Annotated in this window: 26 protein-coding genes and 1 tRNA gene; 11 read left to right on the top strand and 16 right to left on the bottom strand. The window is 58.0% G+C overall.

Going from position 1 to position 25,811, the window contains the following annotated elements; all coding sequences use genetic code 11:
• The first annotated feature begins 127 nt into the window (after window positions 1–127).
• The 6 genes from DT594_RS06930 to DT594_RS06960 all read left to right on the top strand — a co-directional run bounded on the left by DT594_RS06930 (window position 128) and on the right by DT594_RS06960 (window position 6,017).
• The gene (locus DT594_RS06930) at window positions 128–1,138 is read left to right on the top strand and encodes an LLM class flavin-dependent oxidoreductase (RefSeq protein ID WP_149332027.1); all 1,011 of its coding nucleotides are present in this window, start codon (window positions 128–130) and stop codon (window positions 1,136–1,138) included.
• Between the two features lie 59 nt (window positions 1,139–1,197).
• Window positions 1,198–1,271: transfer RNA gene (locus tag DT594_RS06935), tRNA-Gly, on the top strand.
• A 254-nt stretch (window positions 1,272–1,525) separates the two neighbouring features.
• Window positions 1,526–2,146, top strand: a complete 621-nt coding sequence (locus DT594_RS06945) for a glutathione S-transferase family protein (protein WP_149332028.1) — start codon at window positions 1,526–1,528, stop codon at window positions 2,144–2,146.
• 313 nt (window positions 2,147–2,459) lie between these two features.
• The gene (locus DT594_RS06950; RefSeq protein WP_246164583.1) at window positions 2,460–3,083 is read left to right on the top strand and encodes a biliverdin-producing heme oxygenase; all 624 of its coding nucleotides are present in this window, start codon (window positions 2,460–2,462) and stop codon (window positions 3,081–3,083) included.
• Complete coding sequence (locus DT594_RS06955) at window positions 3,080–5,257, top strand: GAF domain-containing protein (RefSeq protein WP_178091476.1); 2,178 nt, start codon at window positions 3,080–3,082, stop codon at window positions 5,255–5,257. Before DT594_RS06950 ends, DT594_RS06955 begins: the two co-directional genes overlap by 4 nt.
• 85 nt (window positions 5,258–5,342) lie before the next feature.
• Window positions 5,343–6,017 carry a spermine/spermidine synthase domain-containing protein gene (locus tag DT594_RS06960; RefSeq protein WP_149332029.1) on the top strand — a complete coding sequence of 225 codons (675 nt, stop codon included), beginning with the start codon at window positions 5,343–5,345 and terminating at the stop codon, window positions 6,015–6,017.
• A 14-nt stretch (window positions 6,018–6,031) separates the two neighbouring features.
• On the opposite strand, the gene hemN is transcribed toward DT594_RS06960, so the two are convergent.
• From hemN to moaC, 5 genes are all read right to left on the bottom strand, one after another.
• The gene (hemN, locus tag DT594_RS06965; protein ID WP_149332030.1) at window positions 6,032–7,414 is read right to left on the bottom strand and encodes an oxygen-independent coproporphyrinogen III oxidase; all 1,383 of its coding nucleotides are present in this window, start codon (window positions 7,412–7,414) and stop codon (window positions 6,032–6,034) included.
• Between the two features lie 90 nt (window positions 7,415–7,504).
• Window positions 7,505–8,518, bottom strand: coding sequence for a GTP 3',8-cyclase MoaA (gene moaA / locus DT594_RS06970; RefSeq protein WP_149332031.1), 1,014 nt, complete (start codon window positions 8,516–8,518; stop codon window positions 7,505–7,507).
• Window positions 8,519–8,588: 70 nt separating this feature from the next.
• On the bottom strand, window positions 8,589–9,047 hold the full coding sequence (moaE, locus tag DT594_RS06975) for a molybdopterin synthase catalytic subunit MoaE (RefSeq protein ID WP_149332032.1): 459 nt from the start codon (window positions 9,045–9,047) through the stop codon (window positions 8,589–8,591).
• Between the two features lies 1 nt (window position 9,048).
• Window positions 9,049–9,297 (bottom strand): molybdopterin converting factor subunit 1, encoded by a 249-nt coding sequence (gene moaD / locus DT594_RS06980; protein ID WP_149332033.1) that lies wholly within the window; start codon window positions 9,295–9,297, stop codon window positions 9,049–9,051.
• A complete protein-coding gene (moaC, locus tag DT594_RS06985) occupies window positions 9,294–9,770 on the bottom strand; it encodes a cyclic pyranopterin monophosphate synthase MoaC (RefSeq protein WP_149332034.1) in 477 nt (158 codons plus the stop codon). The genes moaD and moaC overlap by 4 nt, the downstream gene beginning before the upstream one ends.
• A gap of 389 nt (window positions 9,771–10,159) precedes the next feature.
• On the opposite strand from moaC, the gene ahpC reads away from it, so the two are divergent.
• Both ahpC and ahpF read left to right on the top strand, forming a co-directional pair.
• A complete protein-coding gene (ahpC, locus tag DT594_RS06990; protein WP_149332035.1) occupies window positions 10,160–10,723 on the top strand; it encodes an alkyl hydroperoxide reductase subunit C in 564 nt (187 codons plus the stop codon).
• 102 nt (window positions 10,724–10,825) lie between these two features.
• Window positions 10,826–12,439, top strand: a complete 1,614-nt coding sequence (ahpF, locus tag DT594_RS06995) for an alkyl hydroperoxide reductase subunit F (RefSeq protein WP_149332036.1) — start codon at window positions 10,826–10,828, stop codon at window positions 12,437–12,439.
• Window positions 12,440–12,511: 72 nt separating this feature from the next.
• On the opposite strand, the gene DT594_RS07000 is transcribed toward ahpF, so the two are convergent.
• Complete coding sequence (locus DT594_RS07000) at window positions 12,512–14,134, bottom strand: methyl-accepting chemotaxis protein (RefSeq protein WP_149332037.1); 1,623 nt, start codon at window positions 14,132–14,134, stop codon at window positions 12,512–12,514.
• Window positions 14,135–14,374: 240 nt separating this feature from the next.
• Here DT594_RS07000 and DT594_RS07005 point away from each other — a divergent pair, with 240 nt between their 5' ends.
• Window positions 14,375–16,246 carry a methyl-accepting chemotaxis protein gene (locus tag DT594_RS07005; RefSeq protein ID WP_149332038.1) on the top strand — a complete coding sequence of 624 codons (1,872 nt, stop codon included), beginning with the start codon at window positions 14,375–14,377 and terminating at the stop codon, window positions 16,244–16,246.
• Here the strand turns inward: DT594_RS07005 and DT594_RS07010 are convergent, their stop codons facing one another.
• The 3 genes from DT594_RS07010 to purU are packed head-to-tail and all read right to left on the bottom strand — an operon-like array spanning window position 16,247 to window position 17,737.
• Complete coding sequence (locus DT594_RS07010) at window positions 16,247–16,432, bottom strand: hypothetical protein (RefSeq protein ID WP_149332039.1); 186 nt, start codon at window positions 16,430–16,432, stop codon at window positions 16,247–16,249.
• Window positions 16,429–16,842: a CBS domain-containing protein gene (locus tag DT594_RS07015; RefSeq protein ID WP_149332040.1), complete on the bottom strand. Its 414-nt coding sequence runs from the start codon at window positions 16,840–16,842 to the stop codon at window positions 16,429–16,431. Before DT594_RS07015 ends, DT594_RS07010 begins: the two co-directional genes overlap by 4 nt.
• Before the next feature lie 43 nt (window positions 16,843–16,885).
• On the bottom strand, window positions 16,886–17,737 hold the full coding sequence (purU, locus tag DT594_RS07020; RefSeq protein ID WP_149332627.1) for a formyltetrahydrofolate deformylase: 852 nt from the start codon (window positions 17,735–17,737) through the stop codon (window positions 16,886–16,888).
• A 262-nt stretch (window positions 17,738–17,999) separates the two neighbouring features.
• Here purU and mvaT point away from each other — a divergent pair, with 262 nt between their 5' ends.
• A complete protein-coding gene (gene mvaT / locus DT594_RS07025; RefSeq protein WP_096348215.1) occupies window positions 18,000–18,377 on the top strand; it encodes a histone-like nucleoid-structuring protein MvaT in 378 nt (125 codons plus the stop codon).
• 71 nt (window positions 18,378–18,448) lie between these two features.
• On the opposite strand, the gene sbcB is transcribed toward mvaT, so the two are convergent.
• From sbcB to DT594_RS07045, 4 genes are all read right to left on the bottom strand, one after another.
• On the bottom strand, window positions 18,449–19,915 hold the full coding sequence (gene sbcB, locus DT594_RS07030; protein WP_149332041.1) for an exodeoxyribonuclease I: 1,467 nt from the start codon (window positions 19,913–19,915) through the stop codon (window positions 18,449–18,451).
• Between the two features lie 58 nt (window positions 19,916–19,973).
• Window positions 19,974–20,363, bottom strand: a complete 390-nt coding sequence (locus DT594_RS07035) for a PilZ domain-containing protein (RefSeq protein ID WP_149332042.1) — start codon at window positions 20,361–20,363, stop codon at window positions 19,974–19,976.
• A gap of 1 nt (window position 20,364) precedes the next feature.
• Complete coding sequence (locus tag DT594_RS07040; RefSeq protein ID WP_149332043.1) at window positions 20,365–20,790, bottom strand: DUF4124 domain-containing protein; 426 nt, start codon at window positions 20,788–20,790, stop codon at window positions 20,365–20,367.
• A gap of 103 nt (window positions 20,791–20,893) precedes the next feature.
• Window positions 20,894–21,232 (bottom strand): tetratricopeptide repeat protein, encoded by a 339-nt coding sequence (locus tag DT594_RS07045; protein ID WP_425460537.1) that lies wholly within the window; start codon window positions 21,230–21,232, stop codon window positions 20,894–20,896.
• A gap of 232 nt (window positions 21,233–21,464) precedes the next feature.
• On the opposite strand from DT594_RS07045, the gene DT594_RS07050 reads away from it, so the two are divergent.
• Window positions 21,465–22,397: a universal stress protein gene (locus DT594_RS07050; protein ID WP_149332045.1), complete on the top strand. Its 933-nt coding sequence runs from the start codon at window positions 21,465–21,467 to the stop codon at window positions 22,395–22,397.
• Between the two features lie 14 nt (window positions 22,398–22,411).
• On the opposite strand, the gene DT594_RS07055 is transcribed toward DT594_RS07050, so the two are convergent.
• From DT594_RS07055 to edd, 3 genes are read right to left on the bottom strand one after another with little or no spacing between them, the layout of a single operon-like run.
• A complete protein-coding gene (locus DT594_RS07055; protein ID WP_149332046.1) occupies window positions 22,412–23,062 on the bottom strand; it encodes a bifunctional 4-hydroxy-2-oxoglutarate aldolase/2-dehydro-3-deoxy-phosphogluconate aldolase in 651 nt (216 codons plus the stop codon).
• A gap of 10 nt (window positions 23,063–23,072) precedes the next feature.
• Window positions 23,073–23,792, bottom strand: coding sequence for a 6-phosphogluconolactonase (gene pgl, locus DT594_RS07060; protein ID WP_149332047.1), 720 nt, complete (start codon window positions 23,790–23,792; stop codon window positions 23,073–23,075).
• The gene (gene edd / locus DT594_RS07065) at window positions 23,789–25,624 is read right to left on the bottom strand and encodes a phosphogluconate dehydratase (protein WP_149332048.1); all 1,836 of its coding nucleotides are present in this window, start codon (window positions 25,622–25,624) and stop codon (window positions 23,789–23,791) included. The genes pgl and edd overlap by 4 nt, the downstream gene beginning before the upstream one ends.
• Window positions 25,625–25,811: the final 187 nt, after the last annotated feature.

A 25,811-nucleotide genomic window follows, 5' to 3' on the forward strand; every position in this document is an offset into this window, starting at 1 on the left:
ACTCCGATAAGCAGACAGGTACATCGGATGCATTCGGTCGCGCCATGCAGGCCAGCCCGTTTGGGTAGGCGACCGGATGTTTAGTCGTTAGCATAACGCCATTACTTAATTCTGTGCAGGAGTACTTATGTCGAGCCGTGCCATTCCCCTTTCCGTGCTGGATCTGTGCCCGGTGCCGCAGGGTTCCACACCTGCTCAGGCGCTGCACAATGCGCTTTCCCTCGCCAGGCACGTGGAAGCCATCGGCTACAAGCGCTACTGGGTCGCCGAACACCATAATATGACCGGGATCGCCAGCGCTGCGACCTCCGTGGTGATGGGCTACCTCGCGGGGGGCACTCAGACCTTGCGGATCGGTTCAGGCGGCATCATGTTGCCCAATCACGCACCGCTGCAGATTGCCGAGCAGTTCGGTACTTTGGAATCCCTCTATCCGGGGCGGATAGATCTCGGCCTGGGTCGTGCGCCCGGCACAGATCAGGCCACTGCTCAGGCCCTGCGCCACGGCCGCGGCGACGGTTCGGACTTTCCACAAATGCTTGACGAGCTGCGCCGGCTGTTTGCCGAACCGAAGCCCGGCCAGCGTTTGCGCGCGGTACCCGGTGCCGGTTTGGCCGTGCCGATCTGGCTGCTTGGCTCCAGCACCTTCAGCGCGCAGTTGGCTGGCCAATTGGGTTTGCCCTTCGCATTTGCTGGACAATTTTCTCCCGATTACCTGCATGCCGCGTTGAGCGCCTATCGTGACAGTTTCCAGCCCAGTGCGGAGCTGGAGAAACCGCACGCAATGCTCGGCATCAATGCCTACGTGGCTGAGAGCCGTGAGCAGGCGCACTTTCTTGCCAGCTCCCACCAACAGGCGTTTCTCAACCTGATTCGCGGTACACCAGGACCTATGCCGCCACCGGTAGAAGATATGAGCGAGCTCTGGCTGCCGCATGAAAAACATCAGGTAATGTCTACCCTGGCCGGCACATTGATCGGCGACGAGCAAGCAGTGGCCGAGCAGTTAGCCGATCTGCTGGAACGTACCGGCGCAAATGAGCTGATTGTCAGCAGCTCAATCTTTGACCAGACTTTGCGCAAAGACAGCTACAGCCGCTTGATAAAGGTTGCTGCGGGTCTGCAAACTGGCGTTTAAAAAAATAACTTATGAAGGTGTTTGCCGAACTCTGAGCAACTGCTTAGAATGCGCAGCACGCGGGTGTAGCTCAATGGTAGAGCAGAAGCTTCCCAAGCTTACGACGAGGGTTCGATTCCCTTCACCCGCTCCACTTCTTACCCGCTGCGCTCTTGTAATTTCCCTATAACTCCTGCTTCACCCCGAATCAGAGTTACGCGTGCTATCTTTTTATAGTGTCGCGCACTTCACGCCTATTTGATCTCATGCAGTTACTCCACCGGCACCGCAGACCGGTGAGTGCTTGTGCGTTAGCGCACGAGTTGGGGGCGTCCTTGCGCACGCCGCACCGGGATGGAAGCCGATACCCCGGTCACTAACCCAGCCCATCGTCCCCCGGAGGTCAGCATGAGTAAGGATCTTGTGTTCTACACCAACCCCCAATCGCGCGGCGGTATAGTGCATTGGATGCTCGAAGAACTTGGCGTGCCCTATAAGATCGAGTATCTGGAATATGGCTCTTCGATGAAGTCGCCTGAATATCTGGCAATTAACCCCATGGGTAAGGTGCCCGCTATCCGTCATGGCGACGTAGTGATTACTGAAACCGCCGCCATTTGTGCCTATCTGGCCGACGTTTTTCCCGAGGCAGGTCTGAAACCTGAGGGTGACGCACTCGGGCCCTACTACCGCTGGCTGTTTTTTGTTGCCGGGCCCTTTGAGGCCGCCGTCGGGCTGCGGGCCTGTAATGTGAACCTCAATGCCGAGCAGGAAATGCAGCTCGGCTGCGGACGTCTGGAAAGGGTCACGGACGTGCTAGCCGATGCGGTGGGTGGCCGCCAGTACATTGCCGGGGAGCGTTTCTCAGCGGCGGATGTTTATGTCGGCGCGCATATCGGCTGGGGCATGCTGTTCGGCACGCTGGAAAAACGTCCGGAATTTGTCGAGTACTGGAGAGAGCTCCAGAACCGCCCGGCTAATCGCCGCAGTGAAGAACTGGCTGAAAAAGCCATGTCCAAACAGGCGTGAACCTGGGTAATAGCGCTGATATGGAACGACGTGCACCTGCGCTGGTGGCTCGCCCAAGCGGCGTTCCTGCGGGCCTTAGCACAGGTTAACGGGGGCAGTCCTGGCTGCCCCCCTTCATAACGAAGATGAACTTTTGCCCCTCTGAACATTCTTAATAGTTATAGGAAAGTTAGAATCCAACCCTGGTAACGCCGAGTTGGCTGTGTGAAAACAGCAAATATGAGAGAGGCCGAGAGTCGATCAGACGGACTTGATGCAAGCAAATGAACCAGGCTTGGGTATGTTAAACGTTACACACCTGAGGACCGTCAATTTGACTGATCAAGTGAAAGTTTCTCCTGCCCTTATCGCATTACGCGAGGCCACCCGCGACCTTCATTCAGAGCTTGATACCCTCTCGCCTTTGCTCCGCCGCCCTCTGCCGGAAAGTGTCTACAACGACCACGCAGCACGTGTGCTCGGATGGATGGCACCGCTGGAACAAGGTCTGTGGGAGGGGCCCGCTGCGTCACTCTGGCCCAACGAAATTCAGATCGCCAAACGCCGCGGCAAAGTCCAATGGATCGAACAGGACCTGTTGAACGCCGGTTACAACGCCGCTAAACTGGCCGAGCTCGAACACTGTCCCTATGTACCTGTACCCAGGACCCTAGCGCAGTCTTTTGGCGTCGCTTACGTGTCCGAAGGGGCCACATTGGGCGGTGCATTTCTGTTCAACCGGCTGGCATCGTTTTTGCCCGGTTTGCCCCTTAACTGGCTAAAGGGCTACGGCGTCGAAACCGGCCCACTTTGGACATCGTTCCAACGACTGCTCGCCCAGCATGTCGTCAGCCAGGAAAGTATTCTGGAAGCTCAAGAGTCCGCTCGGCAGGCATTCCAGTCATTTCGTTGTTGGGTGATCGACGAAACACCTGACACTGAGAGATCCTGGATTTGACTGCAACCGACCGTGCCATTTCCGAAGCCGTAACCCTCGCCAACTGCGAAGATGAGCCCATTCATCTGCCCGGCGCCATTCAGCCACACGGCGCCATGCTGGCCTTCAATCAGGACGGCACGGTAGTCGCCTACAGCGAGAACTTCAGCCAGCTCCTGGGCTTTGAGGTCTTCGAGAACGTCAAGCTGCGTGCCGTCGAAGCCGGCAGCACGGTCATGGAACTGTTGAGCGAAGGGCTGGCGGCCAATGGCGTCTGGGCCAACAGCGCCGAGACGCAGTTGAATGGTCAGACCTTCGACGTCGTTGGCCACATCCATGACAACGTGGTGTATCTGGAGTTTGAACCGCGCCCGCCGGTGTCTGCTTCCTTTTCAACCTTTGCGCAATACGCACAGCGGATCATCACCCAGGTGCAGATGTGCAATGATGTCGACACGCTGCTAGCCAGCGTGACCGAGGAAATCCGCCGAATGACCGGCTACGATCGAGTCATGGCTTATCGTTTCCGCCCGGACCAGTCGGGTGAAGTAGTCGCCGAAGCGCGGCGCGAGGATCTGATCAGTTATCTTGGCCAGCGTTACCCCGCCTCAGATATACCTGCACAAGCCAGACGCCTGTACATCCAGAATCCCATCCGCTTGATTGCCGATGTGGCCTACACCAGCGCTGCAATTTTCCCAGCGCGCAACCCGGCCAACGGTTCACCATTCGATTTAAGCTTCAGTACGCTGCGCAGCGTGTCGCCGATTCACTGCGAGTACTTGTCGAATATGGGCGTGCAAGCCTCCATGAGCGTTTCACTGGTGGTCAAGGGTAAGCTATGGGGCTTGTTTGCCTGCCACCATATGTCACCGAAGACACTACCTCACCCGGTGCGCATGTCTTTTCAGGTCTGTTCCCACGTCTGTAGCGCGATGGTCGAGCGCCTGGAAGCGACCCGCATGAACGATATTCAGCACAAGGCCGAGAGACGCCTAGCTGAACTGGTACGCCAGGTGCGCGAAGCAGACGACATGCTCGCTGCGCTAGCCAAGCCGGAGCTGAATATAGCGGAACTGATGCCCTGCGACGGCGCCGCGGCGGTACTTGGCGGCAGGATTCTGAGCATGCACGGCGACTTCGGCGAGATTGCTCTGGAGCTGATTGCCGAGCTGCAGAAGAACGAAAACCAGGACATGTACTACAGCGAAAAATGGCAACACCACGCCGGTGATGTCGCAAGCCAGCGTTATTGTGGTGTACTGGCGGTGCGCTTTCACCGCGATGAAGGTGGCTGGATGCTGTGGTTTAGGATGGAAGAAGTACACAAGGTGCAGTGGGCCGGCAAACCGGAGAAGATCGTCGCTCAGGGGCCGTCCGGGGCCCGTTTGACTCCCAGAGGCTCGTTTGAGGCCTGGGAGGAAGTGGTGCGCGGGCGATCAGCCCCCTGGACCGAACAGGATTTCAGCGTCGCAGAAAAATTGCGCCTGGAACTGCTGGAGCTGTGCTTGAACCGCGCGGCAGAAATTGACCGCATGCGCCAACGGCTGATTGCCACCCTGGGGCATGATCTGCGGAACCCGCTGCAATCGATCTCCATGGCCGCCGCGCTGCTGAAGTCTTCCGACGTACGCAGTGTCGAGCTGCGCGAACATATCACCTATTCCAGCAGCCGCATGGAGCGCCTTATCAGCCAGATTCTGGAGATGAGCCGCCTTCAGGCAGGATCGGACATCGTGGTCAATTGCGTACCGACCGATATATCCCAGTTGGTCCAAGCTATTGTCGATGAAACCTTGCTGGCCTATCCCGACCTGCTGCTGGATATTGAGATTCAGCCTGGGCTACAGGCCAATGTAGATCCGGATCGCTATGCGCAAGTAGCGGTCAATTTATTGAGCAACGCCCGGCATCACAAGACTCCGGCGTCTCCGGTCAACATTGTGCTCACAGAACAACAGGGTGAGGTGCGCCTAACTATTCGCAACGCCGCCACGCCATTGAGCGAGGCGCAACTGGCGACTCTTTTCGTCCCCTTCAAACAGCAAACCAGCTCGCCTGAGCGCAACAAGGGCGGCCTGGGAATCGGTCTGTATATCTGTTCGGCAATCGCCCGCGCACATGGCAGCCGCATTGACGTGCAGCAAGCCGAAGGGGTTATTTCCTTCAGCGTTGGCATACCGGTACGCTCCTGAATGACCACCTGATCTGCCCTGGGCAGATCGGGTGCATGACCATAGCTCGCCATTTCCCGCTGCCAATTTTGAATGAAGGCCCGCCTTGAAAAAATTCGTGTTGCTCGACTCCACGCCCATCCCCGATGAAGGGATTGACCTGTGCCTGTTTGAATACGGCGATGATTTCATCATCAAGCGTGAAGATGGCAAGGGTGGGCAGTTGATGAACACCCGCATGCACGGTTCAGAGGATGCCCTGGGCCGGCTGCCTTGCGCCGAGATTGCCGGCAGAACCGATGCGCGGGTGTTGATCGGCGGCCTGGGCATGGGCTTTACTCTGGCCGCTGCGCTTGCGGAGCTAGACGCGCAGGCACAGGTATTGGTCGCCGAACTGCTCGAAGGCGTTATCCGCTGGAATCAGGGCCCACTGGGCGCCAAAGCCGGTTACCCGACCAGAGACCCGCGCGCTCAGGTCCTGCACGAGGATGTGGCACGTATCCTGAAAACCGATACCCAAAAGTTCGACGCCATCCTGCTCGATGTAGATAACGGACCTGAAGGCCTGACCCAGTCGGTGAACAGCTGGCTGTACAGTACCGATGGGTTGCAGGGCTGCAAGCGCGCGTTGCGGCCGGGCGGCATACTGGCGGTATGGTCCGCCAGTATCGATCAGCGCTTCAGCGCGAGGCTGCGCTCGGCAGGGTTCAGGGTTAATGAAGTACAGGTTTTCGCCCACGGCAATCGGGGCCCAAAGCACACGATCTGGTTCGCACGCTAGCCCTCGCCTCTCGCTCAGATGATGCGTGAAAAGCGACCGCTATCGACCGGCTGCTGGTAGGCATCGAAAAGCATGCAGATCGAGCGTATCAGCAGTCTTCCCGCAGGCAGCACCTCGATCGACTGCTCACTTAGACAAACTAGCCCGTCGGTATGCATCTGCTGCAGCGCCGGCCAGACATCGGCAAAGACATCGCGGAAGACGATGCCGAAACGGCTTTCAATATCAGCAAACCGCAGATTGAAATGGCAAATCAGCTGGGCAATGACTGCCCGGCGCAAGCGATCCTCATCCCCACTAATCAATCCGCGCATTGTTGCCAGCCGGCCTTCACCGAGCAGGTGTTGGTAGGCCTTGATGTCGCTGGTGTTCTGGCAAAAAAGATCGCCTACCTGACTAATCGAAGACACACCCAAACCTATCAGGTCGCAATGACCATGGGTGGTATAGCCCTGGAAATTACGTTGTAGCTCGCCGCCCTCCTGCGCCAGGCTGAGGCTGTCGTCCGGCAGGGCAAAATGGTCCATGCCAATATAACGATAACCAGCATCAGTCAGCTGGCGCACGCTGTTCTCCAGCATGGCCAGTTTGGCCCCCGCGATCGGCAGATCAGCGGACATGATCCGGCGTTGCGGCAAAAACCGCTCGGGCATATGCGCGTAGTTGAAGATGGACAACCGGTCCGGGTGCAGATCGATGATGGCTTCAACCGTACGGGCAAAACTTGCCGGGCTTTGTTTTGGCAACCCGTAGATCAGGTCGATATTGATCGAGCGATACTCCAGCGCCCGCGCGGCATCCATGATCGCCTGGGTCTGCTCCAGACTCTGCAGGCGGTTCACCGCTCGCTGGACCGCGGGATCAATATCCTGCACGCCGAAACTGACCCGGTTGAAACCCACCTCACGGAGCATGCCCATGGTCGACCAATCAGCTTCGCGAGGGTCGATCTCGATGCTGTAATCGCCGTCATCATCGTCATGCAAGGCGAAATGCTGGCGGATCTTGCTGATCAGCCCGCGCATCTGTCCATGACTGAGAAAGGTCGGCGTACCGCCACCCAGATGCAGTTGCTCAACGCTCTGCCCGGCACCGACATGCTCGCTGACCAGTTCGATTTCGCGATAGAGCGCTTGCAGGTAAGGCACTGCACGGCTGCGATCCTTGGTAATCACCTTGTTGCAGGCACAGTAGTAGCAAATGTTGGCGCAGAACGGCACATGCACATACAGCGACAGATCACGAGCCGCGCTGCGGGACTCGCTCAATGCCTGCAGCATGTCGCTGGGCTGAATACCTTCGTGGAACTGCAAAGCGGTAGGGTATGAGGTATAGCGCGGGCCGGCTTTGTCGTAACGCCGGATGAGGCCCGCATCCCAGCGAATTGAATCAATCATGACGAAGCGCTCCGAACTCTGGACTAAGAGGTTCGAAGGTTAAACCTTGCTCGCTGCCAGGTCCTTGATCCACATCAACAGGGTTAGCACTTACCCGCCACTGGCATTCATAAAGCGCACGATTTGCACGTCGCCATTAACATTGAAATCATGGTGTGCTGGCTTCTGCTGCAACGCCTTGCCCAGCGCCTCGAGCAGCGGAGCGTCAGTGGTAGGATGGCGACGCAGCAACGCGCGCATATCGATCGAGTTCTCCTGTCCCAGGCATAGCAATAAACGCCCTTCAGCGGTCATGCGCACCCGATTGCAGGTAGAGCAAAAGTTGTGGGAGTGCGGAGAGATAAAACCGATACGCGCTGACGGATAACCTTCAACGCGCACATAGCGTGCCGGGCCGCCGCTGGTCTCGGTGCTGTCGAGCAGGTGATACTGCTGGCTGATCAGCTCGCGCACCTCGTCACTCGAACAGAAAGCTTCACCACGGGAACGACCTACATCGCCCAGCGGCATTTCTTCGATAAAGGTAATATCCAGATCACGCGCCAGGGCAAAGTCGACCAGCGCCGGCACTTCGTCGGCATTGCGGCCCTTCATCACCACTGTGTTCAGTTTGATACGCTTGAAGCCTGCACTGCGCGCCGCTTCTATACCTTCCAGAATCTGCGACAAATCGCCGGTGCGCGTAATTGCCTTGAATTTCTCAGGGTCGAGGCTATCCAGGCTGATGTTCAGCCGGCTGACACCCGCGTCGGCAAGCGGCTTGGCCAATTTGGCTAGCTGCGAGCCGTTAGTGGTCATGACCAGCTCGCGCAATCCGGCCAATCCGCTAATGCGGCCGCACAAGTCGACTATACCGCGGCGAACCAGCGGCTCGCCGCCGGTCAAGCGGATCTTGCTGACGCCCTGCTGCACGAACAGGTGTGCCAGGCGCTCGATTTCTTCCAGGCTGAGCACTTGGGCGCGGGGCAGGAAGGTCATGTCCTCAGCCATACAGTAAACGCAACGCAGGTCGCAGCGATCCGTCACGGACATGCGCACATACTCGATCCGCCGGCCTTGGCCGTCGATCAAGCGTTGGTTACCGCTGGAATCATGCGCTGCCATGTTGGGCCTCTCGTTGCTGCGTTCGGTTACATCTCATTCGCATACCTTACCACGACCACCTGGCCGTGTTTCAGCCAGGTTGCTGCCAGCGCGTCAGTGCGGCTTCATCTGTCTCGCGCGCTTCGACCCAGGTCGACCCTTCTGGCGTATTTTCCTTTTTCCAGAACGGCGCTCGGGTCTTCAGATAGTCGATAATAAAATGACAGGCATCAAAGGCGGCCTGACGGTGTGCGGAACTGACCCCGACAAACACAATGGGCTCGCCAGGGGCCAAATGACCGACCCGATGCAGTACTTCTATACCCAACAGCGGCCAACGTTCTGCGGCCTCCTCGGTGATCGTCTGCAACGCTTTTTCGGTCATGCCGGGGTAGTGCTCAAGAAGCATACCGGCCACTTCCCTGCCCTCATTGAAATCCCGCACGTAGCCGACGAAACTCACAACCGCACCAATACCCTGTTGCCTGGCATGCAACTGATTGAGCATCTGGCCAGGGTCGAAACTGGCGCACTGTACGACAATACCCATGTCAGCCTCCGGTGACCGGCGGGAAAAAGGCTATCTCATCGCCGTCTTCAAGCCTTTCATCAAGGCTACACATGGTCTGATTGCGAGCGCACATCAGCTGCGTCTCATCCAGCACCTGCCAGGCGTCCCCGCGCTTTACCAGGGCATCACGTAACGAGCGCAGATCCGTGAAATCATCACGCCAGGGAATCTGTTCGTGCTCAACGCCGAGCGTCTCGCGGTAACGGGCAAATAATTGCAGCTGGATCATGGCCGCTGCTCCGCCTGAAAATCGCCACTCTTGCCACCGGTCTTGGTCAGCAGGCGTGTCGCCTCTATCACCATACCCTTGTCCACGGCCTTGCACATATCATAGAGCGTCAGGGCGGCAATGCTTGCCGCTGTGAGTGCTTCCATTTCAACACCAGTCTGGCCAGCCAACTTGCAACGTGCGGTGATCCGCACGGTATCAGGCGCCTGGGCAACCAACTCAACCTTGATGCTGGTGAGCATCAGCGGATGACATAGCGGAATCAGTTCATGCGTGCGCTTGGCCGCCATGATGCCGGCGATGCGCGCAACCGCAAATACATCGCCCTTGGCATGCCCGCCCTGCTGAATCAGCTCCAGTGTTGCGGGCAACATGCGGACGATCGATTCCGCGACCGCTTCGCGCGAGGTGGCCGCCTTTGATGTCACGTCCACCATGCTGGCCTGCCCTTGGGCATCGAGGTGTGTCAACATTATGAATACCTGTATCAAGCGCTGGCGTCAGCAGCGAGATTGCTGACGTTGAAACACTATGTATGGGATAGATTAATACTATGGCCAGATGACCCAATCGACCGCCATTATCTGCGATAATCCGCTCATCAAAGATTAAATGAAAAGCCCGGTAGAGGCTATCATAGAGGGCACAAGCCCCACCCTAGACAGCCATCGATGCTTTTAGCCTGTACCCGCAGGCTCTGACCGGCTGCACACCCCTTGAATTATTGGTTACTGCCCATAGATAGTTAGAGTCTATGTACGGGTTAGTTGGAATTTATTTATCAAATCGCGAGTCAGTCACTAAGATGGCGACTTCTTTCAACCCACTCAATTAATTCAACCAACTCATTAAGGAGTTACTGATGTCCGTAATCAACACTAAAGTCAAACCTTTCAAAGCCCAGGCGTACAAGCACGGCGAATTCATTGAAGTGACCGATGCCGACATTCAGGGCAAATGGTCAGTGTTCTTCTTTTACCCCGCTGACTTCACCTTCGTTTGCCCGACCGAGCTGGGCGACGTAGCTGATTACTATGACGAGTTCCAGAAGATGGGCGTAGAGATCTACTCTGTTTCTACCGACACCCACTTCACCCACAAAGCGTGGCACGACAGCTCCGAGACCATCGGCAAAATCCAGTACACCATGATCGGTGACCCAACTGGCGCCATTACCCGCAACTTCGACAACATGCGCGAAGACATGGGTCTGGCTGACCGTGGCACCTTCATCATCGACCCAGAAGGCATCATCCAGGCAGTCGAAGTGACTTCTGAAGGTATCGGCCGTAACGCCGAAGACCTGATGCGCAAGGTCAAGGCAGCTCAGTACATCGCCGCTCACCCAGGCGAAGTGTGCCCGGCCAAGTGGAAAGAAGGCGAAGCTACTCTGGCTCCCTCGCTTGACCTGGTAGGCAAGATCTAAGCATTGCCCCTGAACCCGTCCCGCCGGGGAGCTCACGCTCCCGGTAGGCGGGCCGGGTTTTTTATCGCCTGCATTTAACCAAATTTAAGGACGGACACGCTTATGTTGGACGCGAATCTGAAGAAGCAACTGGACACGTACCTGCAGAATATCGTCACCCCGATAGAACTCAGCGTGTCTGTTGATGACAGCCCCAAGAGCAAAGAGTTGAGCGAACTGGCGAGCGAGATTGCTGAAATGTCGCCCAAGATCGCCCTCAACTGGATCGAAGCTGAACGTACACCGAGCATGAGCATCGCGCAGAGCGGTGTGCCGCCGCGTATCAGCTTTGCCGGTTTGCCCATGGGCCACGAATTTACCTCCCTGGTATTGGCCCTGCTGCAATCAGGCGGCCACCCCTCAAAGGCCGATCCGGCACTGCTTGACCAGATCCGCCATCTGACCGGGGAGTACCACTTCGAAACTTATATTTCCCTGTCATGCCAGAACTGCCCGGACGTGGTCCAGGCGCTGAACCTGATGGCGACATTGAATCCGAACATTACCCACGTAATGGTCGATGGCGCATTGTTCCAGGACGAAGTGGAACAGCGTCAGATCATGGCCGTGCCGTCGGTTTATCTGAACGGCCAGCCCTTCGGCCAAGGCCGCATGACGCTGCCGGAAATCGTCAACAAGCTGGACGCCGGCGCCGGCAAGCGCAAGGCCGCCGAACTGAGCGGGAAAGAGCCTTATGAAGTACTGATTGTGGGCGGCGGACCGGCCGGCGCAGCTGCAGCTATCTATGCCGCGCGTAAAGGCATTCGCACCGCACTGGTAGCCGAGCGCTTTGGTGGCCAGGTGATGGATACCATGGGTATCGAGAACTTTATTTCGGTCAACTACACCGAAGGCCCCAAGCTGGTTGCCAGCCTCGAAGAGCACGTCAAGGAATACGACATTGAAGTGTTCACCGAGCAGACCGCGAGCGGCCTGAGCGCAGCTACTGCCGAAGGCGGTTACACCCAGGTAGAGCTGGAAAGCGGTGCCACGCTGTCCGGTCGCTCGGTCATTCTCGCCACTGGTGCACGCTGGAGAGAAATGAACGTACCCGGCGAGCAGGAATATCGCAGCAAGGGCGTTGCCTATTGCCCGCATTGTGACGGCCCGCTGTTCAAGGGCAAACGCGTCGCGGTGATTGGTGGTGGCAACTCGGGTATCGAAGCGGCGATTGACCTTGCCGGCATCGTTGAGCACGTGACCGTGCTGGAATTCGCTGACACCCTGCGCGCAGACGAAGTGTTGCAGCGCAAGGCGCGCTCCATGCCCAACATCAAGATCATCAAGAGCGCTCAGACCACAGAAGTACGTGGCGATGGCAAGAAGGTGGTCGGGCTGACCTACACGGACCGCGAGACCCAGGAAAGCAAGCAGGTGGATGTCGCCGGTATCTTTGTACAGATTGGCCTGATACCCAATACCGACTGGCTCAAAGGCGGCCCGGTGACCCTGAGCAAGCATGGCGAGATCGAGATCGACAGCCGCGGCGCCACTTCCCTGCCGGGCGTATTTGCCGCAGGCGACGTGACCACCGTGCCGTTCAAGCAGATCATTATCGCCATGGGTGCAGGCTCCACCGCCGCTCTGGGTGCCTTTGATTACCTGATCCGCACCCCGGCTCCACAGAGCGCCGAGGCTGAAACCAAAGCAGTACAACAAAGCACCGAACCTGCTTGATATAACCCGCAGGCAGAAAAAAACCGCACCCGATTGGGTGCGGTTTTTTATTGCCTGCTTTTCGCTTGAGGCTTACAGCTTGAAGCGATTGACCAGATCGTTCAGATCCACGGCCAGACGCGACAACTCGCGGCTGGAACTGCTGGTCTGCTCTGCCCCTGCCGCTGATTGGGTGGAAAGATCACGGATGTTGACCAGGTTGCGGTCCACTTCCCGTGCTACCTGCGCCTGCTCTTCTGCGGCACTGGCGATAACCAGGTTGCGCTCGTTGATCTGCAGTATGGCTGCGGTGATGACTTCCAGTGCCTTACCTGCCGCGTCCGCTTGTTCCAGCGTACTGCCGGCCATGGTCTTGCTCATGTTCATCGCTTCTACCGACCGTTCGGTGCCCTGCTGAATGGTGCCGATCATTTCTTCGATTTCACTGGTTGACTGCTGCGTGCGGTGCGCCAGAGCGCGTACTTCGTCCGCTACTACCGCAAAGCCACGACCCTGCTCACCAGCCCGCGCCGCTTCGATCGCCGCGTTCAGCGCCAGCAGGTTGGTTTGCTCGGCAATCGCGCGGATCACATCCAGTACCCGGCTGATATTCTTGGCTTTCTCCGCCAGCTCTTGCACTTCGTTGGCGGTGGCCTGAATGGTACCCGACAGCTTGTCGATGCTCGCTACTGTGCGTACCACTTGCTGCTGACCTTCAATAGCGGTATCGCTGGTGGCTCGAGACTGTTCGGAGGTGGAGACCGCGTTATTGGCGACCTCGTCAACTGCGGCGCTCATTTCGTTTACCGCAGTGGCCGCTTGTTGAATTTCATCGTCCTGTCGCTGCAAACCACGGGTGGCGTCTTCTGTGACTGCGTTCAACTCTTCCGCCGCAGAGGCCAACTGAGTAGAAGAACTGGCAATACCCTGCAAGGTGCTACGTAATTGCTCCTGCATCTTGGCCAGTGCGCGCAGCAAGCGAGCAGACTCGTCTTTGCCAGTAGCGGTAAACTGCTGGGTCAGGTCGCCCGTGGCGATGCTTTCGGTAATTTCCACCGCCTGACGTATCGGACGAACAATGCTGTTGGTCAGGATCCAGGCGAGGAACACAGTCAACAGTGCCGCGAGAACAATAAAGATAATTACCATCTGTTTCGCGCTGGCGTAACTGGCCCGGGATGCCTCCCCGGCCTGAGCAGCGCCCTCCAGATTGATACGCTCCAGAGCCTGAAGACTTTGCACCATGGCGTCGGCCAGCGGGTTCAATTGCTCACTGATCAGCTCTAGTGCCTGATCGTCCTGACCACCCAGCGCAAAGCGCGCAACGCGCGACTGCACCTGCATGTACTCCCCGCGCTGGCGGGTAAAGCTAGAAAATGCCTGACGTTCTTCCTCGTGCACGATCATTTTTTCATAAGCTGATTCAGCCGAGTTAAGATCGCCAATCAGTTTGACGATGGTATTTTCCACCGCCTGTCTGTCACCTTGTTCCACCAACAGCATGCGCAGCGTCAGCACCCGAATACGCAAAATATCCTGACCAAAGCCACTGACCAGTTGAATGCTCGGCATCCACACCTGCTCTACTTCGCGGGCCTGATCGCGCATGCCACCCATTTCGCGCATCGCCAGGGTACCCAGTAAAACTACGACAGCGGCAATAATGATGAAGCCGCCCGCCAGACGAGCAGCAATAGACAGATTTCTTAGATTCATATTGAGTCTCTATTAGAGGATTGGGTGTCGCTACCACTGCGGCTGCGTAGGGTGGTTGTCGGCTGGGCTAGCACTATCTTGATAGCTACTTTAAGAAATTGATCGAATGGTTTCATATCGCGCAACGCCGTGCCGATCGCCTGTTCACGAGCATTCTTTCCGACCAATAGCACTATTAATCTTAAAGTTCTCTCGCCAGCGCACGTTACGCTGATTAATCCCCTTCAGAGCGCTGCTTCCATGCCCACTCATTTACGTTTCAGCCACAAGATACTGATGGCCGCCTGTGTGGTGGTGATGTCGGTGTTTCTGGCTTTCGCTGTCTACAACGACTACATCCAACGCAAGGCGCTGCAGGACAACCTGCGCACCTATCTGACCGATGCCGGCAGTCTGACTGCCGAGAACATCAGCAACTGGCTGTCTGGCCGTATTCTATTGATGGAGAGCCTGGCAGCGAACCTGGCAGCCGATGATGGCAGCCGCAGAATAGACCTGCTGGAACAGCGTACGCTGGAAGAGACTTTCGACTTCAGTTATCTGGGCGAGACCAGCGGCGGCTTCACCATGCGCCCCGAGTCCGAAATGCCCGCTGACTACGACCCGCGAACCCGGCCGTGGTACAGCGCAGTAAAAGCTCAGCGCTCAACCATTCTGACCGAACCCTATCTGGATGCAGCTACCGGCGACCTGATCATCACCGTAGCCACGCCTTCTGCCAACAACGTTGTTGGCGGTGATCTCAATTTGCAGAAAGTCTCCAGCATCATCAATGCGCTGGATTTCAATGGGATGGGCCACGCTTTTCTGGTCAGCAGCGACGGCACCGTGCTGGTTCATCCCGACGCAGCGCTGCAAATGAAAAGCCTGGGTGCCGTTTTTGCTGGCGCCAGCCCGGCAATCGAGAATCGCCTGACCGAGGTCGAGCTGGATGGCCAACCACGTATTGTCACCTTCCTGCCGGTAACAGGCCTGCCTGGGGTCAATTGGCATGTTGGCCTGTCAATCGACAAGGATAAAGCCTTTGCCAGCCTGACCAGCTTCCGCGTCTCTGCGCTCATCGCTACCCTGGTGGCATTGGTCAGCATCGTGTTGTTGCTCGGTCTGCTGATCAACTACCTGTTGCGCCCATTGAACTCGCTCAGCGCGGCTCTGGCTAACATCGCCCAGGGCGAAGGTGACCTGACCCAGCGCCTGCCGGTGACCAGCAGCGACGAATTCGGCCGGCTTGCCGGTGCTTTCAACCAGTTTATCGAACGGATTCACGCCTCCATCCGCCAGGTAGCCTCTACCAGCGGCGAACTGAATAACGTCGCACTACGGGTGCTGGATGCCTCAAACGCCAACCTGGCGAGTTCTGATGAGCAAGCCAGCCGCACCAACAGCGTTGCGGCGGCCATCAATCAGCTAGGCGCCGCGGCGCAGGAAATTGCACGCAATGCCGCCGACGCGTCCAACCAGGCCAGCAAAGCGCGCCTGGGCGCAGAACAGGGCAGCTCTGTCGTTGCCGAGACCGTGCAGGCGATGCATGACCTGTCCGCTAAAATCGATAACGCCGGTGTCGGTATCAAGGCGTTGAACGCCAGGACCGCCGACATCGGCAAGATTCTCGACGTCATCCAGAGCATCTCCGAACAGACCAACCTGTTGGCGCTCAATGCTGCGATTGAAGCCGCCCGTGCCGGTGAAGCCGGGCGCGGCTTTGCTGTGGTGGCTGACGAGGTCCGCAACCTGGCGCACCGCACGCAAAGCTCAGCGCGGGAGGTTCACGAGATGATCGGTGATCTACGTGGAGACGCTGCGACGGCCGTGCAGGCAATGGATGAAAGTAAGCGCTTCAGTGAGCATGGGGTAACGGTCGCGAGCCAGGCCGGGGAGCGCTTGGCCGAGATTACCGGCGGCATTGGCGAAATCGACAACATGAATCAATCGGTCGCGGCAGCTACCGAAGAACAGACCTCGGTCATTGAAAGCCTGAATGTAGATATTACCGACATCAATACGCTGAATCAGGAAGGGGTGGAGAATCTGCAATCCACACTCAGAGCCTGCCGCTCGCTGGAACAGCAAGTAGAACACCTGCAGCAACTGGTCGGCAGCTTCCGAATCTGATCAGCCCTTTTCAGGGCTGGCAGAGTCGCCTGGCCAGAGTGCGCTGAAGTCCGCGCCTGATTCAGCGTTGAGGTCTTCGGGATCAAAGCGCGCCAGGCACCCGCCACCGATGATGGCGGGCAACGCTGCGGCACCGCCATCGAGGGGGTCGGGGCTCTGCTCATCATCCTCAGAGTAAGAGCTCACTTGGGCGCTCCATGCTCGTTGTAAGCTTTGACCGCGCGGAGGATATCCCGTCGGCTGATCTGCCCTACCAGGCGGCCTTCATCCACCACTGGCAAGCGTCGACGGCCCTTGTGGATGAAGTGTTCGGCAGCCTTGACGATATCGGCGTCGGCATCAATCGTCTCGACGACGACGGTCATGACCGAACTGATGGTTCCACCCACTTCTTCAAAGTAACTGCCAGACAAGATACTGCGTAGACAGTCGCTCTCCGATAGCAGACCGACCAGATGGCCTGCGGGGTCAATCACCGGGGCTCCCGAGATGCGATTAACCAGAAGCACATCAATCGCCTTGAACAGATCCATATGCTCGCTGAAGGTCACCAGATCGCGGGACATGTAATCCCGCACTTTCACTGACTTGAGCATGCTGCCTCCTTCCGCTGAGATGTGTTCGTCCGCATGGCACCGGTCAGCCGAAAACCACCGTCTTGTTATCGTGAACCAGCACCCTGTCTTCCAAGTGATAGCGCAAACCGCGGGAAAGTACCATTTTTTCCACATCTTTCCCGAGCCGGACCATATCGTCAGCATTGTGCCGGTGGCTAATGCGCACCACGTCCTGCTCAATAATCGGGCCGGCGTCCAACTCATCGGTGACGTAGTGGCAGGTCGCACCAATCAACTTGACCCCACGTTGGGCCGCTTGATGGTAGGGCCTGGCGCCGACAAAGGACGGCAGGAAACTATGATGAATATTAATCACGCGATTGGCGAAACGCCTGCACAGTTCAGGCGGCAATATTTGCATGTAACGGGCCAGAACCACACAGTCCGCCTGTTGTGCATCAATCAGTCTGGCGACCTCGTTAAATGCTGGAACTTTATTCTGTGGGTCTACCGGCACGTGATAAAAAGGGATGCCGTGCCATTCGACCATACTGCGCAAATCATCGTGATTGGAAATGACACTGGTTATATCGCAATCCAGTTCCCCGCTGTGCCAACGGTGCAGTAAATCAGCAAGGCAGTGGGACTCCCTGCTAGCCATAAGTACCACTTTCTTGCGTATTCCGGAGTCACTGACATGCCAGTCCATTTCAAACTCGTTGGCAATCGGTGTGAACGCGGTGCGTAAACCTTCGAGATCAAAAGGCAGAGAGTTGGCTTTTATTTCATGGCGCATAAAGAACCATCCGGACAGATTGTCTGAATGGTGGTTGGCCTCGGTGATCCAGCCATTATAAGTTGCCAGTACATTACTGACCTTGGCAACGATCCCTACCCGGTCAGGGCAAGCGATGACCAAACGAAAGGTACGCATAACAGACACTCCGGACGTGCGGGCCAGGCCCGTGGCAAAGACGCACATTCTATCTGTTCCCGCTGACAATACCAGCAGATCTCAAGTCACTGTGTCGTCTAATTAATGTTAGTTATTAAGAACAAGTTACACACTGGGCCGGCTTGTATTATGGTTTTGCACACATAGACAAATAACTTACATATTGTATTAAGTTGGTGGTTGACCTATTATTAGTGAGTCAATTTTAAACGCTCAACCGCGCTCAAGAAGGTAACTTTACATGTCCTCTTTACAAGAATATCGCAATCTCCAACACACCATTCGTGAACTTACCGACCGCATGAACTCCCTGTCCAACGACACGAAGCTCAAGCAGGAAATTGAGTTTGAGGAAAAAGTACGCGCGCTTATGGCGCAGTACAACAAATCGCTGAAAGACGTTGTTGCCATTCTCGATCCGGACAATAAACTCAGCCAGGGCGGCAAGAGCAGCAAAACTTCAGGTGGCGTAAAGCGTGCTCGCAAGGTCAAGCAGTACAAGAACCCGAAGACTGGCGAAGTGATTGAAACCAAAGGTGGCAATCACAAAGAGCTGAAAGCCTGGAAAGAGAAATACGGTGCTGACACGGTCGAGTCCTGGGTCACTATTCTTGGCTGATCTCCCCCGCTGATTTTTTTCGGCACTGAAAGCCCCCGACCAGCAATGGCCGGGGGCTTTTGCTATCTGGACTAACCTTCCATCCCACTCGGCGCATTCACACCCAAGGCATTGCAGCGCGCCAGGGCGAACTCCTTCCAGCTACCCAGCAGGGCGTGCTGCCCAGGGTCAATGCAGTGCGTAAGCGCCTCTTCTGCGGCTTGCAGGAAAGCTTCCAGCGTGACCGGCGCACCCGCCACCTCGCCGCTCATACGACCTCTGCAGTACGCTTGCCATTGCGCCTGCTCGGCTTCATTCAAACTCGCAGGAAAGTTGCGCGCACGGTAGCGCAGCAGCATATCCACCAGCCGCTGATCGCGTAGCGGCCATTGGGTTTTGGCCAGCATAGGGCCGTCCGCTTCCCGAATCAATGGCAGTATTCGCCGGTCCGCGTCGCCGATAAAGCCCTCATATAACTGCAATTCGGGATCCGCCTGGATCGGTTCGGCGACCGTTTGTGCGGCATAGATGGCCTGCAGTTTGGATTGCCCTGTCGAGCGCCAAACGCCGAGTTTCTCGGCATTCGCCAGCAGGGTCGGCATGTCCAATTGCAGACGTTGAATATCGTCGGCGCGCAGCACTTTGGTATCCGCCAGGACCGGGCATTTATTGATATGTACCAGCTTCAGGCCGGGACGCTGCTCGCCCTCGGGCAGATCTTCCCGGCGGGTATACAGCCGCTCGCGCAATTGCTCCGCAGTCATATCCATCAGCATCGCAGGGTCCGCGGCCAGATCCCAGACGATCAACGCGTTCTTGTTTTGCGGATGCCAGCCCAGCGGCAACACCAGCGCCAGGCCCTGACGTTCGCGGCCGAAGCGGCCCGAGACATGTACCAGTGGCCTTACCTGTTGCAAGTCGACCAGGGCGGTGACCCGTTGTTTGCTGCGCAGATCGAGCAGGTAATCGAACAATCTCGGCTGTGCACGCTTCAAACATCGAGCCATGGCGATGGTCGCGCGCACATCCGCCAGAGCATCGTGCGCTTGCCCATGATCTATACCGTTAGCCTGCGTCAGCAGCTCCAGGCGCAGGCTGGTGAAGCCATCCTGTTGCGGCCACTCAATGCCATCTGGTCGTAGCGCGTGTGCTGCGCGCAGGGCGTCGAGCAGATCCCAGCGGCTGTTGCCGCCCTGCCATTCACGTGCGTAGGGATCATGGTAATTGCGATACAGGGTAAAGCGGGTCATTTCATCGTCATAACGCAAGCTGTTATAGCCGACACTGCAAGTACCCGGCTCGGCCATCTGCGCATGCAATTGACCGATAAACGCCGCCTCGGGCAAACCCTGGCTAGCTCGCTCAGGGCCGATACCGGTGATCAGACAGGCCATGGGATGGGGTAGAACATCTTCAGGCAGGCGGCAATCGATGCACAGCGGCTCGCCGATCTCGTTCAGATCTTCGTCGGTGCGTACGCCGGCAACCTGCAACGGGCGATCCCGCCGCGGGTCGATGCCGGTAGCCTCGAAGTCGTACCAGAAGAAGGTGTTGCTCATGGTTATCGCCCCTGTCCATAGCCTTGGTCAAAGGCGCAGGGTAACCCAATGGCTGGCGTCAGACATCTACCGAGTGGTGAAAACTGAAGTAGCGCTCCAATGCACGTGCGAGGTCGGCGAACGCCTGCTGGTTGCTGGTTATACTGAAACCGCTATCGTAGTTACCCGGGGAGGCATCTGGACGGCACCAGTGACTGCGGGCGCTAAAATCGACCAGTTCGGCTTCTGCGTCAGTGGATGAGGGTAACTTGAGCTGGAGTTCGTAGGAGGCGCCGAGCATGATCGGCAGGCTGCTGATCAGCATGATGCCTTGCTTGGAGATATTGCCCAAATAGCCAATCGATTTCCCGGTGTGCCGGTTGTAGACCTGCAGGAAGCCGCCCAGCTGATGCCGGGCGATGCAGCGCTGATCTTTGAGAGCAGCGCCACTCGGAGTGTTGGGTAGCATGTCAGCATCGCTCCCTTATCATTGCCTGAATCTCGGCTCGGCGCTCTTGGACGCGCCGCGTGTCAACTTCTACCTTTTTACCGCTGGCGTCCTCTTCATACCAGTACATTCGCCTGTCAAACTGTGCCAATTGCTTGCCCATGCGGTCGCATTCGAGTTGCTGGCGCTTGCGCTGTTCCAGGCGCAGAGCCTTTTCCTCATCGCGCTCGGTCTGTCTGACTTCCATTATCCGGCGCAGATTTTCTTCGCTCTGGCGCGTCTGCGCATCCCGCTCGATGACCTGCGGTTTGACCACTACCACCTCAGAGCCAGGCTGCGGCCGCTGCGAGAAATGTACTCTTCCCTGGTCGTCTACCCAGCGATAAATCTCGGCATGGGCATGCCCCGCCAACGACGCCAACAACCAGATTACCGGGAACCAACGCATGGGCTATCGTCCTTAATAAGAGGCGTGGTCTGCTACAACTAGAATAGCCCAGCCAGGCGGCCATAGGCCACTGCCGAGCATCGCGGGTCCGATCCGAGCGCTGTCAGTCTTGGCTTGGCTGGTAATATCCGAGCTGACGCAGCGTTTCCAGACGCGCGGCTGCCCGGTAGCTATATTCGCTATGTGGGTAATGCGCCTGCAAAAACAGGTAGGTATTGGCCGCATCCAGATACAGTGCCTGGCGCTCCAGACACAGACCACGCAGCAATGATACCTCTGGCTGGCGTTGCGGCGCACGGTAGCGTGAGCGCCGTTCGGCGCTAGACAGATGCAAGTACACCTGTTGACAGTTATCGCGCGCATAAGCCTGGTAGGCATTGTTGATGTCGGCGTCATGATTCTGAGCAGCGCAGCCGGCCAAACCCGCCAGCAACGCCAGCATACCTATAGCTTTCATATCGGTTACCTGAGTGGTTATGCCCATCAATATCGGCAGCAGCCTGGCTTTCTGAAGTGAAAGCCACAACTGAGCTTCACCGCCCATTACCAATAGGAAGGGCTAATTTGACCCAGGTCAGGTTCCGAATAGCCCGCATGTTCTATCTTGTAGATGACAGGGTGCTGTAACCGAATCAGCCGGGCGCGCTCGACGCCGTCACGGCCTGGAGGCAAGTATGAACATGCAACATATGCTGGTAGTGATAGATCCGACAAGTGAAGATCGACAGCCGTGCCTGGAGCGCGCCGTGCAATTGGCAGCCGAGCATCCGCAGACGCGTTTGACGCTATTCATGTGCGAGTTCAATTCAGCGCTGGAAGGCGGGGTTTTCTTTGAGTCTGCCGGTTTGGAGAAGGCCCGCACCTCGCTCCTGACGCACCGACGCTCAAGCCTGGAACATCTGGCGCAACCACTGCGTGACAAGGGCTTCGAAGTGACCACCGAGGTGGCATGGGGTAAGCGTCTATCCTGGCAGATCCTCAATGCCGTTCGGCAGTTCAAGCCGGATCTGGTACTGAAGACCACCCACCATCACAACCTGATCAAGCGCCTGCTGCTAAGCAATAGCGACTGGGATCTAATCCGCCATTGCGAGGTGCCGGTATGGCTGGTGAAAACCGCCGGGGACCGCCTGACAAAACTCGCGGTGAGTGTCGACCCGCTACACGAGGCCGATAAACCAGCGGCTCTGGATCTGAAATTGATTGCTTGCGGACGCTCGATGGCAGAGCAGGTTGGAGCCGAACTGCATCTGTTGCATTGCTATAACCCGCTGCCGCGGACCCTGGTGTTCGACGCCAGCGTAATCCACGACTACGACTCGTATGCCCATGATGTGCGCGAGCGTCACTCCAGCGCCTTCAATAGTCTGGCCGGCAGTAACGACATAGCCGACAGCGCCCGGCATTTGTTGCAGGGCTACCCCGAGGAAGCAATTCCGGTGTTTGTCGAGCAGCACGGCATCAACCTGCTGATCATGGGCGCCATCTCGCGCTCAAGACTGGACAGCGCCCTGCTCGGGCACACCGCTGAGCGATTATTGGATGACTGTGCTTGCGACATCCTGGTAATCAAACCAGAGGGCTTCGTCGATCCCAGCCCGCCTTGATTGGCCTGATCGTACTAGCGCTTCTGCAGTAGCGCGACCGAGGCGGCGCTGAGGCGGCTGATGGTTTGCCAATCAGCCGCCTCGACGGCCGCGCGCGGCGCCATCCAGGTGCCACCCACACCCATGACATTATCCAGCGCCAGGTAATCAACCAGGCTGTCCTGACGAATTCCCCCGGTGGGGCAAAAGCGTACCCCGGCAAACGGGCCTGAAAACGATCGAAGCGCCTGAATGCCGCCGCACACCTCGGCAGGAAACAGTTTGAAGCGGCGATAGCCGAAGCGGTAACCCATGAGAATTTCCGAAGCGGTGGCAATACCGGGAAGCAACGGCACCGGGCTTTCCAGGCCCAGCGTCAGCAATTCATCGGTACATCCGGGGGTGACAATAAACTGCGCCCCGGCGTCCAGCACCGACTGAAACTGACGGCCATCCAGTACCGTGCCCGCACCCACACACAACGCCGGCCGCTCGCGGCGCAAAAGCGCAATCGCGGACATGCCCAGCGCCGTGCGCAAAGTGATCTCCAGCGTGGTAATTCCCCCCGCAGCGAGCGCATCCGCCAGCGGCAGAATATCTGCTTCACGCTGGATGCTGATGACCGGCAGCAGCGGCGCCTTGGCAAAAATAGCGTCCAGGCGTTGGGTGTTTTCTAACAGACTCATGTACGTCCTTTCAGCCTTCGGGGCTGTAAAAAATCTCCAGGGGCGGCGCCAGAAAGGCGGCCACCGGCCATCGCGTCGCCGGCCCGTCAAAAGCGTCACAGAGGCGCTGGCATTTATCCTCGCCGGAGATGGCCAGGAGTTGCAAGCGTGCTGTGCGCAAGGCTGCTCCGGTCAGCGTCAGCCGTGGGGCCTGCTGCGGTCCAGGTACCGCCTCGCACACAGTCAACGCGTTCCGTGCCAGCCGTGCTTCCAGCCCAGGCTGCTCAGGGAAGAGTGACGCACAATGCCCATCCGTGCCCATACCCAACACCACTACATCCAGAGGCAGCCAGGCCTGGAGAAAGGCGCTGGCCGCCTGGGCATCACTTTCAGGCGGCCGCTGCGGCGCACCACCCTGATAAAGCCCATACCAGGTCGCACTGCGCAATGCCGTGGGCATACAGCGTCTGACCAGCCCGGCATTGCTGTCGGCATGCGTGTCCGGCACCCAGCGCTCATCCACCAGGGTGAGGCGTATTCGGCTCCAGTTCACAGGCTGGCGATCCAGCTGGCGCAAGAAGGCTTCGGGGCTGCGGCCTCCGGACAGGGCAAGGCTCGCCGTAGCCGACGTGCTCAGGGCGCGGTTCAAAGCCCCTGCTACCCGTTCAGCCAGTTGTTGCGCCTGCTCGGCAGCGCTGCTGGCTTGGTGCAAGGGCAGGCCCCGTGCGGCGGCAAGAGTGGATAGGCTCATGATTGATCGGCCTGATCGGCAATCGCCAAAGACTCGGTAAAGCAGCTACCACCCAGCTCCGCGGGGCTGGCGGCGGTGCGCATGAATCCGAACAACTCGCGCCCCCAACCCCGGCGCACCGGTTCACTGGGGCTGACTGGCGGTCGAGCCTCGAGGGCAGCGGCATCCAGATCGACCTGCAAGGTACCAGCCTCCGCGTCCACGCTGACCCAGTCGCCATCGCGCAAGCGGGCCAGCGGGCCACCCGCAGCTGCTTCCGGGCACAGGTGAATCACCGCCGGCACTTTGCCGGAGGCGCCGGACATGCGGCCGTCGGTGACCAGTGCCACTTGAAAACCGCGGTCCTGCAGCAGGCTAAGGTAGGGCGTGAGTTTGTGCAGCTCGGGCATGCCATTGGCCGCCGGGCCCTGGAAACGGACTACCGCCACCAGATCGCACTCCAGTTCGCCCGCCTTAAAAGCCTGCACAAAGGCCTCCTGGCTTTCAAACAGGCGGCAGGCCGCCCGCACCTTGCGGTGTGCGGGCGCGACCGCCGATACCTTGATCACCCCACGGCCCAGATTGCCTTCGACAATCCGCAGGCCACCCTCTGGAGAAAACGGCTGTCGCCACGTACGCAGAATGCTCTCATCCAGGCTTCGCTGCGGCCCGTCACGCCAGACCAGCTTGCCCTGCTCCAATACCGGCTCGGCGGTGTACCGACGCAGGCCAGGACCGGCGATGGTGACTACGTCCTCGTGCAGCAAGCCGGCCTCCAGCAACTGGGCAAACAGCCATGCAGTGCCACCGGCGGCGTGAAACTGGTTTATATCGGCCTTTCCATTGGGATACATCCGCGCAATGCTCGGGACTATATTGGAAAGGTCAGCCATATCTTCCCAGCGCAGCTGCAGCCCGGCACATTGGCCGATGGCCACCAGATGCAAGGTAAGGTTGGTTGATCCGCCGGTTGCCAGTAGCAACACCAGCGCGTTGATCAGCGCTTTTTCGTCGAGGATCGACGCCATGCTGCCCTGCCCGGCTCTGGCCAGGCGGGCTGCCTGTTCGGCCGCGTAAACCGTCAACGCATCGCGCAACGGGGTATTGGGCTGTACGAAAGAGGCTCCAGGCAATTGCAGCCCCATCGCCTCAAGCAGAATTTGATTGGTATTGGCCGTGCCGTAAAAGGTGCAGGTACCAGCGCTGTGATAAGACTCGCTTTCGGCCTGCAGCAGCTCTTCGCGTGTCGCCTTGCCTTCGGCAAAACGTTCGCGCACCGCGGCCTTCTCGGCATTCGGCAGGCCCGAGGGCATGGGTCCGGCGGGCACAAACACCACCGGCAGATGACCAAAGCGCAGCGCGCCCATCAACAGGCCGGGTACGATCTTGTCGCATACGCCCAGGCACAGGGCCGCATCGAACATATTGTGCGATAGCGCCACCGCGGTCCCCATTGCGATCACATCGCGGCTGACCAGTGACAGCTCCATACCCGGCTCGCCCTGGGTCACGCCGTCACACATGGCCGGCACTCCTCCGGCCACCTGACCGGTGGCACCAAAGGCGCGCAAGGCCTGACGAATCTTTTCGGGAAAGCGCTCATAGGGCTGATGTGCCGAGAGCATGTCGTTGTAGGCCGTGACCATACCGACATTGACCTCGTCCATCATACGCAGCCGGTCCTTGTCGGTAGGTTGGCAGGCCGCCATGCCATGGGCCAGATTGCCGCAGGAGAGCATGCGTCGACCCCGCGGTAAATCGCCCGCGTCAGCCATCTGCTGCAGGTAGGCGGCGCGACTTGTCTGGCTGCGTAAGCGCAGCCGTTCGGTAACTTCGACCAGCCCCGGATGCATGATCTTTACCTCGACTAAAGGTGAAACGACGCCTTTAAAGTATGACCCTAAAGTGCCTGATGACATGCTCAATATGCTAATCGAGCAGCTGAATACAGCCTGTCATGGTACTCGTTTATGATCTATTGTTATGCCCACATCAGCGCAAACGACCTATATCAACGTATCAATGACCTATGGATCTGCC

The organism is Halopseudomonas laoshanensis, from assembly GCF_008365385.1.
In the GTDB taxonomy this organism is placed as follows: domain Bacteria; phylum Pseudomonadota; class Gammaproteobacteria; order Pseudomonadales; family Pseudomonadaceae; genus Halopseudomonas; species Halopseudomonas laoshanensis.